This is a genomic window from Lysinimonas soli (genome assembly GCF_042655435.1).
Classification (GTDB): Bacteria; Actinomycetota; Actinomycetes; order Actinomycetales; family Microbacteriaceae; genus Lysinimonas; species Lysinimonas soli.
Genome location: NZ_JBHSMG010000001.1, coordinates 636,254 through 653,172, shown reverse-complemented (window position 1 = coordinate 653,172; position 16,919 = coordinate 636,254). Strand labels below are relative to the sequence as shown.

The 16,919-nt window shown below is 71.1% G+C and carries 12 protein-coding genes; 2 read left to right on the top strand and 10 right to left on the bottom strand.

The genetic code is table 11. The annotated features are described in order from the left end of the window. Positions 1 to 64: 64 nt before the first annotated feature. Complete coding sequence (gene gabT, locus ACFPJ4_RS03085; protein WP_386738820.1) at positions 65 to 1,411, top strand: 4-aminobutyrate--2-oxoglutarate transaminase; 1,347 nt, start codon at positions 65 to 67, stop codon at positions 1,409 to 1,411. A gap of 12 nt (positions 1,412 to 1,423) precedes the next feature. Here gabT and ACFPJ4_RS03080 read toward each other — a convergent pair whose 3' ends face one another. The 5 genes from ACFPJ4_RS03080 to ACFPJ4_RS03060 are packed head-to-tail and all read right to left on the bottom strand — an operon-like array spanning position 1,424 to position 7,016. Beyond that, on the bottom strand, positions 1,424 to 2,794 hold the full coding sequence (locus tag ACFPJ4_RS03080) for a transaminase (RefSeq protein ID WP_386738819.1): 1,371 nt from the start codon (positions 2,792 to 2,794) through the stop codon (positions 1,424 to 1,426). Between the two features lie 5 nt (positions 2,795 to 2,799). Beyond that, positions 2,800 to 3,663, bottom strand: coding sequence for an ABC transporter permease (locus ACFPJ4_RS03075; protein ID WP_386738818.1), 864 nt, complete (start codon positions 3,661 to 3,663; stop codon positions 2,800 to 2,802). Further along, positions 3,660 to 4,577, bottom strand: a complete 918-nt coding sequence (locus tag ACFPJ4_RS03070) for an ABC transporter permease (RefSeq protein ID WP_386738817.1) — start codon at positions 4,575 to 4,577, stop codon at positions 3,660 to 3,662. The genes ACFPJ4_RS03075 and ACFPJ4_RS03070 overlap by 4 nt, the downstream gene beginning before the upstream one ends. A gap of 28 nt (positions 4,578 to 4,605) precedes the next feature. Next, positions 4,606 to 5,802: an ABC transporter ATP-binding protein gene (locus ACFPJ4_RS03065; protein ID WP_386738816.1), complete on the bottom strand. Its 1,197-nt coding sequence runs from the start codon at positions 5,800 to 5,802 to the stop codon at positions 4,606 to 4,608. Beyond that, the gene (locus tag ACFPJ4_RS03060; RefSeq protein WP_386738815.1) at positions 5,802 to 7,016 is read right to left on the bottom strand and encodes an ABC transporter substrate-binding protein; all 1,215 of its coding nucleotides are present in this window, start codon (positions 7,014 to 7,016) and stop codon (positions 5,802 to 5,804) included. The genes ACFPJ4_RS03065 and ACFPJ4_RS03060 overlap by 1 nt, the downstream gene beginning before the upstream one ends. Positions 7,017 to 7,199: 183 nt before the next feature. Between ACFPJ4_RS03060 and ald the strand changes: the two genes are divergently transcribed. Further along, positions 7,200 to 8,315: an alanine dehydrogenase gene (gene ald / locus ACFPJ4_RS03055; RefSeq protein ID WP_386738814.1), complete on the top strand. Its 1,116-nt coding sequence runs from the start codon at positions 7,200 to 7,202 to the stop codon at positions 8,313 to 8,315. Positions 8,316 to 8,353: 38 nt separating this feature from the next. Here the strand turns inward: ald and ACFPJ4_RS03050 are convergent, their stop codons facing one another. The 5 genes from ACFPJ4_RS03050 to ACFPJ4_RS03030 form a co-directional block, all read right to left on the bottom strand. Beyond that, positions 8,354 to 11,206: an FtsK/SpoIIIE domain-containing protein gene (locus ACFPJ4_RS03050; RefSeq protein ID WP_386738813.1), complete on the bottom strand. Its 2,853-nt coding sequence runs from the start codon at positions 11,204 to 11,206 to the stop codon at positions 8,354 to 8,356. 96 nt (positions 11,207 to 11,302) lie between these two features. Beyond that, on the bottom strand, positions 11,303 to 12,232 hold the full coding sequence (locus ACFPJ4_RS03045; RefSeq protein ID WP_386738812.1) for a zinc-ribbon domain-containing protein: 930 nt from the start codon (positions 12,230 to 12,232) through the stop codon (positions 11,303 to 11,305). Beyond that, positions 12,229 to 14,577, bottom strand: a complete 2,349-nt coding sequence (locus ACFPJ4_RS03040) for a transglutaminase-like domain-containing protein (RefSeq protein ID WP_386738811.1) — start codon at positions 14,575 to 14,577, stop codon at positions 12,229 to 12,231. The genes ACFPJ4_RS03045 and ACFPJ4_RS03040 overlap by 4 nt, the downstream gene beginning before the upstream one ends. Further along, positions 14,574 to 15,917, bottom strand: a complete 1,344-nt coding sequence (locus ACFPJ4_RS03035; protein ID WP_386738810.1) for a DUF58 domain-containing protein — start codon at positions 15,915 to 15,917, stop codon at positions 14,574 to 14,576. The genes ACFPJ4_RS03040 and ACFPJ4_RS03035 overlap by 4 nt, the downstream gene beginning before the upstream one ends. Next, positions 15,914 to 16,885 carry an AAA family ATPase gene (locus ACFPJ4_RS03030; RefSeq protein ID WP_386738809.1) on the bottom strand — a complete coding sequence of 324 codons (972 nt, stop codon included), beginning with the start codon at positions 16,883 to 16,885 and terminating at the stop codon, positions 15,914 to 15,916. Before ACFPJ4_RS03030 ends, ACFPJ4_RS03035 begins: the two co-directional genes overlap by 4 nt. Positions 16,886 to 16,919 lie beyond the last annotated feature (34 nt).

Here is a 16,919-nt window from a genome sequence, read left to right as displayed (position 1 = left end):
GATCACCTGATTCGCGCGATTCCGCACATCGCACGCTCAGCGCCCCACGGCTAGACTCGCGAGCATGACGGATGTTCTGCCCGACACCACGCTATCCCCCGTTCCCACCGAGCGTCGGGTCGTCACGGCCATTCCGGGGCCCAAGTCGATCGCCCTGCAGGCGCGTCGCCAGGCCGTCGTGAGCGCCGGCGTCTCGAGCGCGCTCCCGGTGTACATCACCCGGGCGCACGGCGCGATCCTGGTCGACGTCGACGACAACGCCTTCCTCGATCTCGGGGCCGGCATCGGCGTCACGACGATCGGGCACACCGACGACGCCGTCGTCGCCGCCGCCCGTGAGCAGCTCGGCGACGTCGTGCACACGCTCTTCACCATCACGCCCTACGAGGAGTACGTGCGGGTGGCCGAGCTGCTCGCCGAGCACACCCCCGGAGACTTCGCCAAGAAGAGCGTGCTCGTCAACTCGGGCGCCGAGGCGGTCGAGAACGGGGTCAAGATCGCCCGCAAGTACACGGGGCGCAACGGGGTCGCCGTGCTCGAGCACGCCTACCACGGCCGCACCAACCTCACGATGGCGATGAACTTCAAGGCCATGCCCTACTCGCTCGGCTTCGGACCGTTCGCGGGCGACGTGTACCGGGCTCCGAACTCGTACCCGCTGCACGACGGGCTCACCGGGGCGCAGGCCGCCGCGCGCACGATCGGGTACCTCGAGAAGACGGTCGGCGCGTCCGACCTTGCCTGCCTCGTGGTCGAGCCGATCCAGGGCGAGGGCGGCTTCGTCGTACCCGCCGAGGGGTATCTGCCCGCGCTGCAGGAGTGGTGCACCGCGAACGGCATCGTCTTCATCGCCGACGAGATCCAGAGCGGGATGGCGCGCACCGGCCGCTACTTCGCGAGCGAGCATTTCGGGCTCGTGCCCGATCTCGTGCTGAGCGCCAAGGGCATCGCGGGCGGACTGCCGCTGGCGGGGGTCACGGGCCGCGCCGAGATCATGGACGCTTCCCAGCCCGGCGGCCTCGGCGGCACCTTCGGGGGCAACCCGGTCGCCTGCGCCGCGGCGATCGCGGTCTTCGATCGCATCGAGCACGACGGACTGCTGGCCGAGGCGACCCGCATCGAGCGCAGCCTCAAGTCGGCCCTGCTCGAGCTGCAGAAGGCGTACCCGATCATCGCCGAGGTGCGGGGAATCGGCGCGATGCTCGCGATCGAGTTCACCGACCCGGCGACGCAGGCACCGCTGGCCGAGGTTCCGGGCCGGATCGCCGCGTTCGCTGCGCAGCAGGGTGTGCTGCTGCTGACCGCGGGCACCTACGGCAACGTCATCCGCTTCCTGCCGAGCCTCGCGATCAGCGACGCGCAGCTGGCGGATGCCGTGACGGTGCTCGACGCCGCGCTCGCGAGCCTGTAGGCCCGGCGCGTCCTACGCGTAGAGCGACGCGACCGCCTCGCGGAACGCGACGGTGTGCTGCTCGACGTCCTGCGAGCTCGTGGCGGGCGACATGAGGGCCATGTTGTGGAACGGCGTCATCAGGATGCCGCGGTTCAGCGCGTGCAGGTGCAGGTACTGCTGCAGGGCGAAGTCGTCGGCGGCCGCGGCCTCGGCGCCGTCGCGCGGCGGCGTCGCGCGGAAGCTGTACTCGGCCCGCGCCCCGAGCCGGGTGACCTGCCAGGGCGCGTGGAACTCGTCGATCGCCGCCTGCACGCCGGCCGTCCACTCCTGCGCCCGAGCGATCATCCCGGGGTAGACCTCGGGCGTCAGCACCTCGGAGAGCGTCGCGCGGATCCCCGCCATCGAGACCGCGTTGCCGGCGAGGGTTCCACCCACTCCCCCGACGTCGATGTCTTCGAGGCCCTCACCGTCCCAGTCCAGGCTGGCGCGCACCCGCTCGACCAGCTCAGGCCGCATCCCCCAGGCCCCGGCGGGGATGCCGCCGCCGATCGTCTTGCCGACGACCACGACATCGGGCCTCAGCCCGTCGCGCGCCGTCATGCCGCCCGGACCGGCACACAGGGTGTGCGTCTCGTCGATCACGAGCAGCGTGCCGGTGCGGTCGCAGGCCGCGCGCACGGCGTCGTGCCAGCCTGCATCCGGCAGCACGATGCCGATGTTGGTCATGGCGGGCTCGATGAGCACCGCCGCCACCTCGCGCGAGGCGAGCGCCGCGTCGAGCGCGGGCACGTCGTTGAAGGGCACGACGACGGTCGTCTCGTCGAGCGGCACCGGCGCCCCGATGTTGCCCCGCCGCGACACGACCCGCCCGGAGGCATCGAGTTCGGCGTACGCCTCGTCGACGGTGCCGTGGTAGCAGCGGTCGATCACGAGCACCTTGTGGCGACCGGTCGCCTGCCGGGCGTAGCGCAGCACGTGGCGGTTGGCATCCGTGGCCGAGAGGGTGAACTGCCAACTGGGCAGGCCGAAGCGCTCCGCGAGCAGCCCGGCGGCGAGCGCCGCATCCCGGGTCGGGAGCATGTGGGTCGCGCCACGGGCCAACTGCGCCGAGATCGCGGCGACGGATGCCGCGGGTGCGTGCCCGACCATCGCCCCCGTGTCGCCGAGGCAGAGGTCCACGTGATCGAGCCCGTCGACGCACCGGAAGTGCGCCCCGGCCGCACGCTCGACGAACACCGGCCACGGCCCCGGCCACTTCGCCATCCAGAGCATGGGCACGCCGTCGGGCATGTGCTCGAGCGCGTCGCGCCACGCCCGCTCGGACTCGGGGCGCATGGCGCGGAAGAGCTCGACCTCGGCATCCCACAACGCGGCCAGCCGCGCGCGATCCTCGTACGCCACGGCGCTCAGCCTTCGCGCGCGAGCTTGCGGCGTCGAACCGCCGCGGTCAGCTGGGTGCCGACGACGACGACGATCGCGAGCAGGAAGATGATCGAGGCGAACACGTTCGCCTGAGCCGGGATCGCACGCACCGCCGCGGTGTAGATGTACTTGGGCAGGGTCTCGAAGTTGCCCGAGACGAAGGCGGTGATGATGAAGTCGTCGAAACTGAGCGCGAACGACAGCAGAGCGGCGGCGACGATGCCGGGCAGCAGCAACGGGAAGGTGATCCGCCACCAGACCTGCGCCGGGGTGGCGTAGAGATCGCGGCCCGCCTCCTCGATGGCCGGGTCGAGGCTGGCCACCCGCGCGCGCACGGTGATCACCACGAAGCTGATGCAGAACATGATGTGGGCGATGATCGTCGTCGTCATGCCCTTGTCGACGCCGATGTTGAGGAACTGCGATCCCAGGCCCGAACCGAGCACGACCTCGGGGGTGGCCATCGGCAGGAACAACAGGATCGTCAGTCCGGTCCGGAACCGGAAGCGGAAGCGGACAAGCGCGATGGCGATCGCCGTTCCGAGCGCGGAGGCCGCGACCGTCGCGACCGTGCCGACCAGCATGCTGCTGCCGAACGCCGCGCAGACCCGCGGGTCGTTGCAGATGTTGAGCCAGTTCTCGAGCGAGAACCCCCGCCAACTGACGTTGGTGCGTGCCGGGATGTTGAACGAGAACACGATCGTGTAGACGATCGGGATGAGCAGGATGCCCAGGATCGCGATCGAGTAGACCCCGACGCCCCAGTTGCCGCGCCGGGCACGGGGTGCCCTCGGCGGGCGCGGGGTCGCCTCGACCTCGCCGAGAACGTCGGCCTCTTGGAGGCTCACAGCAGCTCCTCCGTCTTCGTCAGCGAGAGGTAGATCGCCACCGGGATCAGGATGAGCACCATCAGGATGATCGACAGCGCGGCCGACGACGGATAGTCGGACAGGTTGAAGTAGGTGTCCGAGATCACGTTGCCGACCATCGTGGTCTGCGTGCTGCCGAGGAACTGGGGGCTCGCGTTGACGTAGTCGCCGGTGGCGGGGATGAAGGTCAGCAGCGTGCCCGAGACGACCCCGGGCAGCGACAGCGGCACCGTGATCCGCAGGAAGGTCGTCGCCGGGTTGGCGTACAGATCCGCCCCCGCCTCGAGATAGCGCAGGTCGAGCCGTTCGAGCGAGGCGTAGATGGGCAACGCCATGAACGGGATGAAGTTGTAGGTGAGTCCGAAGATCACCATGAACGCCGTCCCGTTCAGGTGCGCGTTGGCCGGCAGCACGTGGAGCGTCTGCAGGAATCCCACGACCGGGCCCTCGTCGGCGAAGATCGCCTTCCAGGCCAGGGTGCGCAACAGGAAGCTCATGAAGAACGGCGCGATCACGAGGATGAGCGCGAGGGCCTGCCACAGCGGATACCGGCGCAGCCCGACGCCGATGAAGTACGCCAGCGGGTAGCTGATCAGAAGGGCGAAGACGGTCGCGAGCGCCGAGTAGCCGAAGGAGCGCAGGATGATCGGCCAGTACTCGCCGAGCACGTTGGCGTAGTTGCCGATGTCGAAGGCGTAGAGGTAGCGCCCGATGTCGACGTTGACCAGGTCGGGCGTCTTGAGGCTCGTGATCACGAGCGACACGAGCGGCGCCAGGTAGGTCGCCCCGAGGTAGACCACCCCGGGCAGTAGTAGCCAGAGCGCCGCGCGACTGCGCCGACGAGGCGGTTCGGCGACCGCGGTTTCGACGTTCGAGAACGCGCCGAAGGCCATCAGTCGCCGCCCTCCGGATCGCGCGACATCATGCCTCGTCCAGCTCGGCCTCGAGCGCCTCGCGTCGCTTCACGGCGATCGAGCGCGTGTCGTCGTCCGGGGCGAAGCGCGGCTCGGGCTCCTCGTCGTCGGCCAGCCCGAAACCGTGGTCGACCGTCCAGCTGACCCAGACCTCCGCGCCGCGGTTCACGACGGGGCCGAAGACCATGTTCTGGGCGAAGACCGTCACGGTGCCGATCCCCGGCATCTCGACGAGGTACTGGGTGCTCACGCCGCTGAACGACACGTCGGTCACGACACCGGGGCCGAGCACGTTGACGCCGGATGCCGCGGCCGGTTCCTCGACGAGCAGCGACAGCTTCTCGGGCCTGACCCCGATCGTGACGACGCCGGTGTGCCGCTGCGCACGCTCGCGCGGAACCTCGATCTTCGCGCCGGCGACATCGACCACGATGGAGTCGGCGCCGGAGGCCACGACCGGGCCCGTGAACAGGTTCGACTGCCCGAGGAAGTTGGCCACGAAGGCGGTCCTCGGCAGCTCGTAGAGCTCCTCGGGGGCGCCCATCTGCTCGATGCGGCCCTTGTTCATCACCGCGACCGTGTCGGCCATCGTCATGGCCTCCTCCTGGTCGTGGGTGACGTGCAGGAAGGTCAGGCCGACCTCGTCCTGGATCGTCTTCAGCTCCAGCTGCATCTGACGCCGCAGCTTGAGGTCGAGCGCGCCGAGTGGCTCATCGAGCAGCAGCAGGGCCGGCTTGTTCACGATCGCGCGGGCCAGCGCGACGCGCTGCTGCTGTCCGCCCGACAGCTGCGCGGGGCGGCGACCGGCCAGGTGATCGAGTTCGACGAGCCGCAGAGCCTCGTGCGCGAGCCCCAAGGGGTTGGCGATCCCCCGGCGGTAGAGCCCGAAGGCGACGTTGCGAAGCACCGTCATGTGCGGGAACAGCGCGTAGCTCTGGAACACCGTGTTGACCGGGCGCTGGTGCGGCTTGGTGTCGGTCACGTCCTTGCCGCCGATCAGGATGCGACCGGCCGTCGGCGTCTCGAGCCCCGCGACGAGCCGCAGGGTCGTGGTCTTGCCGCAGCCGGACGGCCCGAGCAGTGCGAAGAACGAGCCGGCCGGAATCGTGAGGTTGAGGTTCTCGATCGCGGTGAAACCCGGGAACCGCTTGGTGATCCCCACCAGCTCGAGATCGGCTCCCGAGTCCTCGGGCGTGACGGCCATCAAGCGCCCAGCAGCACTTTCTGGAACCCGGACGTGAACGACTGCTCCTGCGCCGGCGTCAGGGTGTGGAAGACGTGCGCCTTCTTGAGGGTGGCCTCGTCGGGGAAGATCAGGTTGTTCTCGGCGAGCGCCGGATCGATCTTGGCGGCCTCCTCCTTGGCGCCGACCACGGGCGTGATGTAGTTGACGTAGGCCGCCACCTCCGCCGCGATCTTGGGGTCGTAGTACCAGTTCATGACCGCCTCGGCGTTGGCCTTGTGACGGGCGCCGATCGGGATCAGGTAGTTGTCGTTCCAGAGCGTGCCCCCGGCGTCCGGGATCGCGAACTCCCAGTGGTCGCCGTTCGAGGCGTTGGTCGCCGTGATGTCTCCCGACCAGCAGATCGCGGCGAGCGCGTCGCCGCTGACCAGGTCCTCGGTGTAGGAGTTGCCCTTGACGCTGCGGATGATCCCGTCGCTGATGTACTTCTGCAGCTCGTCGAGGCCGTTCTGGAACTGGTAGTTCTGGATCGGAGCCGAGATGTCGACGTTCTGCTCGAGCATGATGAGCCCGATCGTGTCGCGCATCTCGCTGAGCACCTCGATGCGTCCCTTGAGCGCGGGCTCCTTGAACATCTCGCTGACGCTCGTGAACCCCTTGGGGAACTTGTCCTTGTTCCAGCAGATGCCGGCGAATCCGCCCTGCCACGGCAGGGAGTAGTTGCGGCCCTTGTCGTAGTCGATGTTCAACAGGTTGGGGTTGAGGTTCTTGATGTTCGGGATCTTGGAGTGGTCGAGCTTCTGGGTGTAGCCAAGCCGGATCCAGCGGCTCACCATCCAGTCGGTGAGGCAGACGGTGTCGGCGCCGATGTCCTTGCCGAGCGCGAGCTGGTCCTTGACCTTCGCGTAGTAGGTGTTGTTGTCGTCGACGTCCTCCCGGTAGTCGACCTTGATGCCGGTCGCCTTGGTGAAGGCGTCGAGCGTGGGGTGGGCGCCCGTGCCGTCGACGGTGTCCATGTACAGCGGCCAGTTCGCCCAGACCATGCGCTTGTCGCTCGACGAGATGTCGGACGCCGGCGCCGGCTTCGACGAGCCGGTCGGGGCGCACGCTGCGAGGGCGAGAGCGGCGGCCCCGCCGGTGGCTCCCGCGAGCACGCCGCGTCGGGTCAGCTGCGCGTTCCTCGCCTGAACGACGAGCGAGCGGATCAGCGGATCTTCTGGCAGGGACCGGGGCATGGAGGACTCCTTCAGCGCAGGCGGACCGGCGTCGCCGCCGTTGGTCGATCCTGGCACACGCCGTCGCCGAACGAAACGTTGGAGGGGCAAATGGCCCATTTCGAAACATAGATTTCACGAAATCAGCGCATATTGCCGAAAATCGGTGCGGAATCCATGGTCTTGCCGGGCTACGCTGGCCCCATGAAGGTCGGCGTCCCCAGCGAGATCAAGAACAACGAGTTCCGAGTGGCGATCACCCCGGCTGGAGTGCACGATCTGTCGGCGCACGGCCACGAGGTGACGGTGCAGTCGGGTGCGGGCCTTGGCTCGTCGATCAGCGACGAGGATTACCGCGCCGCCGGGGCGACGATCGTCGACACCGCCGACGAGGTGTGGAGCACGGCCGAGCTGCTGCTCAAGGTCAAGGAGCCGATCGAGAGCGAGTACGGCTACTTTCGCGACGATCTCGTTCTGTTCACCTACCTGCATCTGGCCGCCGAGGCGGCCCTCACGCGTCACCTGGTGTCGAGCGGGATCACCGCGATCGCCTACGAGACCGTGCAGCTGCCGAATCGGGCCCTGCCTCTGCTGGCTCCGATGAGCGAGGTGGCCGGCCGGCTCGCGCCGATCGTCGGGGCGAACGTCATGCTGCGCCCGAACGGCGGGCCGGGGCTGCTCGTGCCGGGGGTGCCCGGCACGCATCCTGCCCACGTCGTCGTGCTCGGCGGCGGGGTGGCCGGCACCAACGCGATCAGCGTCAGCGTCGGCCTGGGGGCGCGGGTCACCGTGCTCGACACCAACATCCAGCGGCTGCGCGAGCTGGATGCCGACTACGCCGGTCGCATCCAGACGATCGCCTCGAACAGCTTCGAGATCGAGAAGGCCGTGCTCGACGCGGATCTCGTGATCGGCTCGGTGCTCGTGCCGGGTGCCAAGGCGCCGAAGCTCGTGACCAACGCCCTCGTGGCCCGCATGAAGCCGGGCAGTGTGCTCGTCGACATCGCGATCGACCAGGGGGGCTGCTTCGAGGACAGCCACGCGACGACGCACGCCGACCCGACCTATTCGGTGCACGGCTCGCTGTTCTACTGCGTCGCGAACATGCCGGGGGCGGTGGCGCACACCTCGACCTACGCTCTGACCAACGCGACACTGCCGTACGTCCGCTCGATCGCGAATCTCGGCTGGAGGGACGCGCTGCGCGCCGACCCCGCGCTCTCGCTCGGCCTCAACGTGCACGGCGGCGCCGTCGTCAATGCCGCGGTCGCCGCGGCGCAGGGGCTTGCGGCCGGAACGGTCGCCGCCGCCCTCGGCTGATCGCGACCACGGCTCGAGACCGTTCGCCCCGGGTGCGCTCACGGCTCGACCCGAGCGCGCCGCACCGATCCACCGTCGACGAGCCAGCCCTCGTCGAGACCGTTGCCCAGCGGAGGCGGAACATCGCGCACCCGCGTGACGGCCCGCAACTCGGCCGCGGTGCAGCCCAGTAGCAGCACGGGCAGCTCGCGGCGCACCAGACCCAGCAGCGCCCATTCGGCCTGCCAGGCATCCGGGTCGCCGAGCAGCACGAGCGCGCCGCCGCCTCGCGAGACCCGCAGCTCGCTCTCGTCGGGCGCCGGGTCGTCCCCGATCCTGACGACGCGGATGCCGGCCGACTCCAGCCGCCGCCCCACCTCCCGCGGACGCGCCGCGACGACGGCCAGCGGCGCCGCCGACGCGCGCACGATCGGGATCCGCGGGCCCGACGGCGCGGGCAGCGCGGCCGCCCCGATGGCCACCTGGATGTCGGCCCCGCGCCACCGCCCGGCGCCGGGTGGCATCCGGGGGTCGAAGGAGTGGCCGTCGCCGCCTGCCAGAACGTGCTCATCGCGGTTCGACTGCCGCAGCAGGATGCGCTCGTCGAACAGACCGGCGAGCCGCTGCACGCCGCCGGAGAGCCGCTGGGCCGTGGCGGCGAATGCGACCGTGCGGGCCTCCCGTGCGATCCTGCCGATCATGTCGACGAAGTCGTGCCGCAGCTCGGGGTCGAGCCGGTCGATCAACGCGTCGAGGTCGTCGATGAGCACGAGGGTGCGCGCGTTCGGCGCGGGCTCCGTCGCCGGCGGTCCAAGCATCTCGCCGAGTGCGCCCCATGCGTCGGCCGGATCGGCGGGAAGCACCCTGCAGTTCGATCCGGCCGCGAGCGTGGCAAGGAGGCTCGTCTTGCCGCTGCCCGCGGCGCCCAGCACGAGGAGGTGCCCGTCGCGATCCGGGTCGTAGCGCGCGATCGGCTGCCGCTGCTCGGCGGGAAGATCGATGCGCCCGAACGGGATGCCCGGGTCGTCGCCCTCGGCCGCCCCGTCGGGCCGGAGCGAGTCGAGCGGCAGCCGGGTCGGCAGGGGCTCGCACCAGACCGCGGCGGCCCGGGTCGCCCGCCCGGCACCCGCCCACGCGGCGCACACCCGCTCCGCATCCGCACGGTCGGCCAGGGCCAGCTGGAGCTCGCGGGTCGGCCCCGAGCCGTCGGCGATGAGCGCTCGCCCGCGCGGTTCAGGGGGAAGGCGCGCAGCCGCGTCGCTGCCGAGCATTGCGAGGCTGTCACCGCGATCGGTCACCCGAAGGGACAGGCGCAGGGTCACGTTCGCGAGCACCGCGTCGCGCACGACCCCCGACGGTCGCTGGGTGCACAGGATCAGGTGCAGGCCGAGCGAGCGGCCGCGGCCGGCCAGGTCGGCGAAGACCTCGTGCAACTCGGGCTGCCCCGAGACCACGGCCGCGAACTCGTCGACGACGATCACCAGACGCGCGAGCACCCCCGGATCGAGGTCGTCGATCGCTCGGGCCCCGTGCTCGGCCAGCAGCCGCTCGCGTCGCAGCAGCTCCGCCCGCAGGCTCTCGATCGCGCGGCGGCTTCTGCGGGCATCCAGGTCGCTCACGGTACCGACGACGTGCGGAAGCCCAGCCAGCGGAGCGAACGCCGCCCCACCCTTGAAGTCGACGAGCAGAAACGTCACGGCCTCGACCGGATACCGTCCCGCCATCGCCAGTACCCAGCTCACGAGCAGCTCGCTCTTGCCGGTCCCGGTCGTTCCCGCGACGATGGCGTGCGGGCCGTCGCGCACCAGGTCGAGCTCGACGGCCCCGTCGGCGTCACGCCCGAGGGCGGCGCGCAGGGTGCTCCCGTCGGGCTCGCCGTACGACTGCTCCGGCAGCTCGGCCAGGAGGACGAGTTCGGGCAGGGACCGCGCGGCGGCATCGAGCCCGCGCGCCCGGGCCATGGCATCCACCGCGGCGGCCAGCTCGGCGGCGCGCGCGCCGCCGAGGGCCTCGTACTGCGGCTCCCCGGTCGCTCCATGAAGAGCGACCGGCAACCGCTCCCCGCTCAGGTCGAGCTGCACGGCGAGTCGACCGGCCACGGGCAGCTCCCTGGGGTCGTCCGCCCAGCCGACGGCCGCGACCTCGTTGCCGTCGCATTCGAAGCGGTAGGACCGTTCGTCGTGGAAGGTCACGGCGTGCGGAAGGCCCGCGGTCCACGGTTCGTCGCGCGGCGCCGTGATGCGGGTGGTCGCGGGAGACCGCCCGGCGGCGAGCTGCAGCGCGAGCGAGCGGGCCACGGCCCGCGCCAGCCGTTCCGGTCCGAGCACCGCGACCCCGTCACGGGCGTCGACCACCCACGGAGCACCAGCTAAGCCCTCGGCGTCGGCGCGAAGGCGCTCGAGCGCCCGCGCGAGCGGCGGGGGCGGCTCATCCTCCTCGGGCTCCCCTTCGAGGTCGACCACGGCGGGCAGGGTCGCCCGACCCAGCAGCACGGGCAGCGGCAGCTGATCGTCCCGGTCCGCCGCGTCCTCCGATTCGCGCGTCCACCGCTTCATCGCGAGCGCAGGATCGCCCAGCACCGCCGGCGCGGGCGCCAGCGCGGCCAGTCGCGCTCGTTCGGCCCGCTGCGTGTCGGCCACCCGCTGTGAGAGGCGTTCGATCGACGCGAGCGCCTTCGCCGTCTGCCGCCGCTCGGCACGTCGCCGCTGCCGCCGCCCGTCGAGCAGACCGCCGAGCGCGACGACCGGGCCCAGCGCGGCGAAGAGCAGCGAGTACGGGGACCGGGTCACCGCCCAGATCGCGAGCGACATCGCCACCGGGGCCAGGGTTGCCATCAGCGGGAAGCCGGTGCGGGACGGCGGCGGGGCGAAGGCGGGGAGTGTGAGACGGCGGGGCGCGGTGGTCGGGATCACCCGCCCAGTCCACGTCCCGCACGGGCCGAGCGGGCGGCCGGACGGCGATCGGCGCAGAACCGGCGCGCGAGCAGCGCGGGGAGGAAGCGCGGGGGCTCAGCTGACGACGAAGAACTGCTCGCCGACGTCCACTCGGGTGCCCCGCCCCACGAAGTAGCGCCGGCCCGGGTCGCATCGGCGCGGCGCGGCATCGGGCTGGCGGACGACCGAGCCGTTCGTCGAGTACCGGTCGCTGACCCAGAACCGCCCGCCCTCCTGTCCGAACTCCAGATGGGTCTTCGAGACGGACTTGCCCGCGTCGAAGATCGGCACCAGCTGGTCGACGTATTCCCCCGGCTGCATGGATGGGTTGCGCCCGATCAGTCCGGATCCCGTCACCGTCACGCTCTCGCCCGTGCTGAACTGCAGCACGAAGCGCGCGCCGGATCCGCCGCCGGCGACCAGGCGGGTCGCCTCGTGGTCTTCGGGAACCGTTCGTGCGGCTCCCCAGGGGAACGGATCGGGGATCGCCCTCGCCCGCACGGGTCCGCCGTGCGGGGCGGGGGCCACGACGGCGTCGGGCGCGGGCGCGGCGTCGGGCGCGGGCGCCACGGCGTCGAACTCCTCGAACTCGGCGCTCAGGGGTTCGACCTCGGTCGTGCCGTCCCGGTCGAGGACGGGAGCGGGCGGGGAGCCGGAGTCGACCTCGAACTCCGGATCCTCCGCCGGAGGCACGGATGTCGCGGACTGCGCGACGAAGCCGCATTCTCCGCAGAAGACATCGCCGTCGTCCATGGGCTCACCGCACTGCGCGCATGCGGTCGCGGAGATCGCCGGATGAGCCGGCGTCCCGTCGGGGAGTTCACGGGCATCGGGATCGCCCGCGGGCGAGGTCTCCCCGGGCGAGCTGAACGCGAGATCTGCGATCGACAGCCCTGAGGTGGGCGCGGGAGCACTCCGCGACTCGTCGGGGTGGACCGCCCGCCCGCACTCGCCGCAGAACATGGCCCCCTGGGGCAGGGCCGTGCCACAGTAGCGGCAGATCATGGGCGGCCCTCCTTGCGTGCGGTGCGCCGGAACAGACCTCGAACACTATAGCCACCGAGCGAGCGGACCGAGACGAGCGCCAGCAGCCGCTGACGACGGTTCAGGCCCGCGCCGAGCGCCACGCGCAGTTCGCCGACGGCATCCCAGACCCGGTCGGCGTCCGCCGGGTCCGTGTCGTCGGGGGCGAAGACCGCGCGGTCGGCGACCGCGGCGAGCACGCGGGAGGGCAGCGTGCCGACGACGCCAGCCACCTCGGAGCGGGTGGCCGCGGGGGGCGGCTGCAGGCCGTGGTCGAGCACGGCATCCTCGAATTCCTCCCAGCCGCCGCGGATTCGCTGAAGGGGCGATGGCGACGCCCGCCTGAGCCGGCGTCGGCGCGCTTTGGCGGCGATGATCACGAGGAACGGCGCCGCGAACACCACGACGACCAGCGCAACGGCGCCCGCGACCCGCAGCACCTGCAGAACGACCGCGAGCACCGGATCGAGGGCGTCCGGCTGGCTCTGACTGCTCTCGGGCGCCGTCTGGTTCACGTTGGTGTCGCCCTTGTCGGTGGGCGGCGGCACGACCGACTGCGGGCGGGCGATCTTGGTCGGATCCTGCGGCTGCTCCGCGGGGATCGGACGCACTGCGGGCGACGGGTCGATCGTCACCCAGCCGTATTCGGCCGTGTCGACCTCGATCCACGCCGAGACGTCGGCGCCCGTCACCCGGGTCGTCGATCCGGACACCCGGGGGGCGAAGCCGAACACGACTCGGGCCGGGAATCCCAGCTGACGCGCCATCAGGGCGGCCGCCACCGAGTACTGCTCGGCGTCGCCGATCATGCGGGGGTCGGTGAACAACTCGCTGATGCGGTCGGCGGCATGACCCGATCTGCTGACAGGCTGTGCCGGGTCGAGGCCGTGGCTGATGTAGCCCTCTTTCTTGAGCCCGTCGAGCATCGCCACCAACCGCGCTCCCGACGAGGTCTTGCCCGCCGTGTAGCTGTCGAGGTGCTGCGTGAGGTCGTCCGGCAGCACGCCGATCCGCGGGACGACGGCCGCGCCGGGCGTGAGCTTCGCCAGCTCCGCGGTCGACGGCTGGTTCGGCACGACGGCGCGCAGGGTGTAGCTCTCCCCCGAGCGCACGCCGCCGAGCACCGCGGCGGTACCGCTCGCGTTGTTGTAGTAGAACCCGTCGCTCAGCCGGGCCGCGTCCGCAGGGTCGAAGGCGACCGACTCGAATCGGCCGACCGTCGGCAGCCAGACGCCCGAATACCCTTCGATCGTCACGCCGAGCTTCACCTGCTTGCCGGAGACGGATGACTGATCGACCGAGGAAGGGATGCGCACGAAGGTGCCCGAGGCGCTGTCGACGGTCGAACTGCCGACGGCGTACACCACGCCGTCGTAGCTGTCGAGCGTGGCGACGCGGATGCGGGCCCCGGCGGGCAGGCCGCCGACCGTGAACTGCACCTGGTCCGCCTTGTCGTCGCGCAGGTAGCGCCGGAACCCCGATAGCGGGCTCGAGTAGTCGCGGGGGTCGAACGGCTGCACGACCGCCGTGCGCAGCACGTTGCGGTCGCCCGTGGGCGGCAGGGCGCTCGAGGCGGCGATCGAGGCCGCACCGGCGATCGCCAGGATGACCGCGCCCGCCAGGATGCCGCGAACCCCGAGCCCGCCGTCGGCCGCCGTCGCGAGGGGCCGGCCCTCGGCATCCGGCGTGGCGCGCGCGAGCGCCCGGATCGAGGCCCGACGGCGGCGCCACCGGCGCCAACTCAGCGTGACCAGGATCACCGCGAGCAACGCGAGCACGAGCCAGATCGGGGTGCTGGCGCGGTCGGGGCCGAAGGCGATTCCGACCAGGAAGAGCACGACCGGCGCGATGACCCCGAGCTCGCCCCATGTCGCCCGCAGCGAGACGCTCACGCTCACGATCGTCACCGAGAGCACGAGCAGAAGCGCCGGGACGAGCAGGGCCTGGTACGCGCCGACCGGGAGGCTGATGGTGACCAGCTGCTTCCAGCCGAGCGCGATCCCCGAGAGCAGTTCGAGCAGGCCGGCGGGGCTGGGAAGCAGGCCCGAGACGGCCTGATCGGGCACGGCCAGGGGCACCCCGACGGCGAGGAAGGCCGCGAATCCGGCGAGCAGCAGGGCCCAGGACGGCCAGCGGAACCAGGCGCCGAGCACCGCGATGAGGGTTCCGAGCACCGCGGCGACGGCGACGAGCACGACGAAGCGCTCGGTCTGGTAGATCGGCCAGAGCGATGCCGCGGCGAGGCCGATCGCCGCCCAGCACAGCAGGACCGCGATCAGCAGGAATCCGAGGGTCGGGCGCCGAGGGCGACGGGGACGCGTGCTCATGCCACGGCCGCCGAGCGGGCGAGAGCGATGCGGAGGTCGTCGAGGTATCCGATCGTCAGCACGCTGAGACCGGCCACCCGTCGGAAGCCGGGAAGGGCATCCGGGTTGCAGACGATCGCCACTACGCCGACGTCGGACGGGAACGAGGCGGATGCCGCCCGCAGCTCGGCGGCGGTCGGCGTCGAACCGCAGATCAGGAAGGCGACCGAGATACCGACGACCTCGTCGGCCGCGACCCGGGCGACGTCACGGATGCGCAGTGCCGATGCCGCCGACTCGACGACGGCGAGATCGTCGAGCAGGCGCGCCGGGAGGTGGGTGGCCAGCGAGCGCACGGCGTAGTTGGTGCGCTTGGCGAACTCGGCGGTCACGGCGCTCACCACGACGGACACGGTGCGGCCGTCGTGGATGGCGCGCACGCCCAGACTGCCGGCGGCGCTGACGGCCAGTTCGAACTGCTCGTCGCTGGCGTAGTCCCGTGCCGCGAGGCTCAGCGCGACGACCAGATGGCTGCGCCGGGTCTGCTCGAACTGACGGACCATGTAGGTTCCGGTCTTCGCCGTCGACTTCCAGTGGATGTACCGGCGTTCGTCGCCGGCCTGGTACTCGCGCAGCGCGTGGAAAGCGACATCGCTCGAGGTGAGGTCGCGGGTGGCAGCCCCCTCCAGGTCCCTGATCAGGCCGGTGCTGGTGGAGGGGACCCCGATGGTCCGAGGATGAACGACCAGTTCGACGGTGTCGGTCCAGATCAGCTCGCGCCGCACCAGCCCGATCGGGTCGGCCCGCACGGTGCGGACCGGTCCGATCGTGATGACGCCGCGGCGGCGGGTCGGAATGGCGAACTGCTGACGGAACCGGGCGTCGCGGCGAAGGCTCGGCATCGCGAGCTCCGCGAGTCCCTCGCCGACCGGGATCTCGACCTTGACGCCGAGCGTGCGCCGACGGCCCGGGTTGTCGACGGTGACCACCCCGCCCGCCGGCTCGCCGACGACCACCCGACGGTGCTCCAGTCCCAGGCCGACGTGGAACGGCGAGCGACCCACCAGGTAGAGCACGGCGATCAGGGCGAGCACGAGTCCGGCCCACGCGACCGCGGCGAGTTCCATCCAGCCCAGAACGTACCCGGCCGCGAACGCGAGCGGGATCACCCCGAGCATGACCCAGCCGAGCGGGGTGATCACGGAGGCGATCCGGGCACCGAGCCGAGCCGCCGCCGTTCGGAGCGCGTCGGCGGCGCGGACGACGTTGACGACGGCATCCGCGAGCACGCCCTCGCGGGTGCCCACGAGCCGGCTGCGGGTGTTGCTCGGCCCGATCGGCTCGGACTGGGGGGTGCTCACACGGCTTGCCGATCACTCGGCGGTGCGGTCTCAAGCAGCAACTGGGCGATCACGCTGGAGGCGGTGACCCCGTCGAACTCCGACTCCGGATCGAGCACCAGGCGATGCGAGAGCACGGGCTCGGCGAGCGACTTCACGTCATCCGGGACGACGTAGTGCCGTCCGCTCGCCGCCGCCAGGGTCTTCGCCGCGCGCACGAGTGCGAGCGCGCCGCGCACGCTCACTCCGAGACGCACCTCGCTGGCGCTGCGGGTGGACTCCACGAGACGCGAGACGTAGTCGTTGACACTCGGGTCGACGTGCACCGTGCGGGCCAGCTGGGCCATCTCGAGCACGGCATCCGCGGTCACGATGGAGGGCACCGTCGTGTCGTGCGCCTTGACGCCCGCGCCCTCGAGGATCCGCAGCGTCGAGGCGTGATCGGGGTACCCGATCGAGGCCTTGAGCAGGAAGCGGTCGAGCTGGGCCTCGGGCAACCGGTAGGTGCCGGCCTGCTCGATGGGGTTCTGGGTCGCGATGACCATGAACGGGGCGTCCACCGGGTGCGTCTCGCCGTCGACCGTGACCTGCCCCTCCTCCATGACCTCGAGCAGAGCGGCCTGCGTCTTGGGGCTGGCCCGGTTGATCTCGTCGGCCAGCACGATGTTGGCGAACACCGGACCGGAGTGGAAGTCGAACCGCCCCGTGCGCTGGTCGTAGACGCTCACCCCCGTGATGTCTCCGGGGAGCAGATCGGGGGTGAACTGGATGCGGTTGCTCGTTCCCGACACGCTCTGGCCGATCGCGCGCGCGAGCGAGGTCTTGCCCGTACCGGGGAAGTCCTCGAGCAGCAGGTGGCCCTCGCTGAACAGGGCGACGAAGCCCAGGCGCACGACGAACGTCTTCCCCAGCAGCACCTGCTCGACGTTGGCGACCAAGCGGCCGAAGGTCTCCTGGAAGGCGTACGCCTGTTCCGGGGTCATGGTCATCGCCGGGTGATCCTCTCGTTTCGGGTCTGCGGTC

Coding starts and splice junctions, on each gene's coding strand:
- gabT (WP_386738820.1), top strand. CDS start 65: ATGACGGATGTTCTGCCCGACACCACGCTATCCCCCGTTCCCACCGAG.
- ACFPJ4_RS03070 (WP_386738817.1), bottom strand. CDS start 4,577: ATGGCCTTCGGCGCGTTCTCGAACGTCGAAACCGCGGTCGCCGAACCG.
- ACFPJ4_RS03065 (WP_386738816.1), bottom strand. CDS start 5,802: ATGGCCGTCACGCCCGAGGACTCGGGAGCCGATCTCGAGCTGGTGGGG.
- ACFPJ4_RS03060 (WP_386738815.1), bottom strand. CDS start 7,016: ATGCCCCGGTCCCTGCCAGAAGATCCGCTGATCCGCTCGCTCGTCGTT.
- ald (WP_386738814.1), top strand. CDS start 7,200: ATGAAGGTCGGCGTCCCCAGCGAGATCAAGAACAACGAGTTCCGAGTG.
- ACFPJ4_RS03045 (WP_386738812.1), bottom strand. CDS start 12,232: ATGATCTGCCGCTACTGTGGCACGGCCCTGCCCCAGGGGGCCATGTTC.
- ACFPJ4_RS03040 (WP_386738811.1), bottom strand. CDS start 14,577: ATGAGCACGCGTCCCCGTCGCCCTCGGCGCCCGACCCTCGGATTCCTG.
- ACFPJ4_RS03030 (WP_386738809.1), bottom strand. CDS start 16,885: ATGACCATGACCCCGGAACAGGCGTACGCCTTCCAGGAGACCTTCGGC.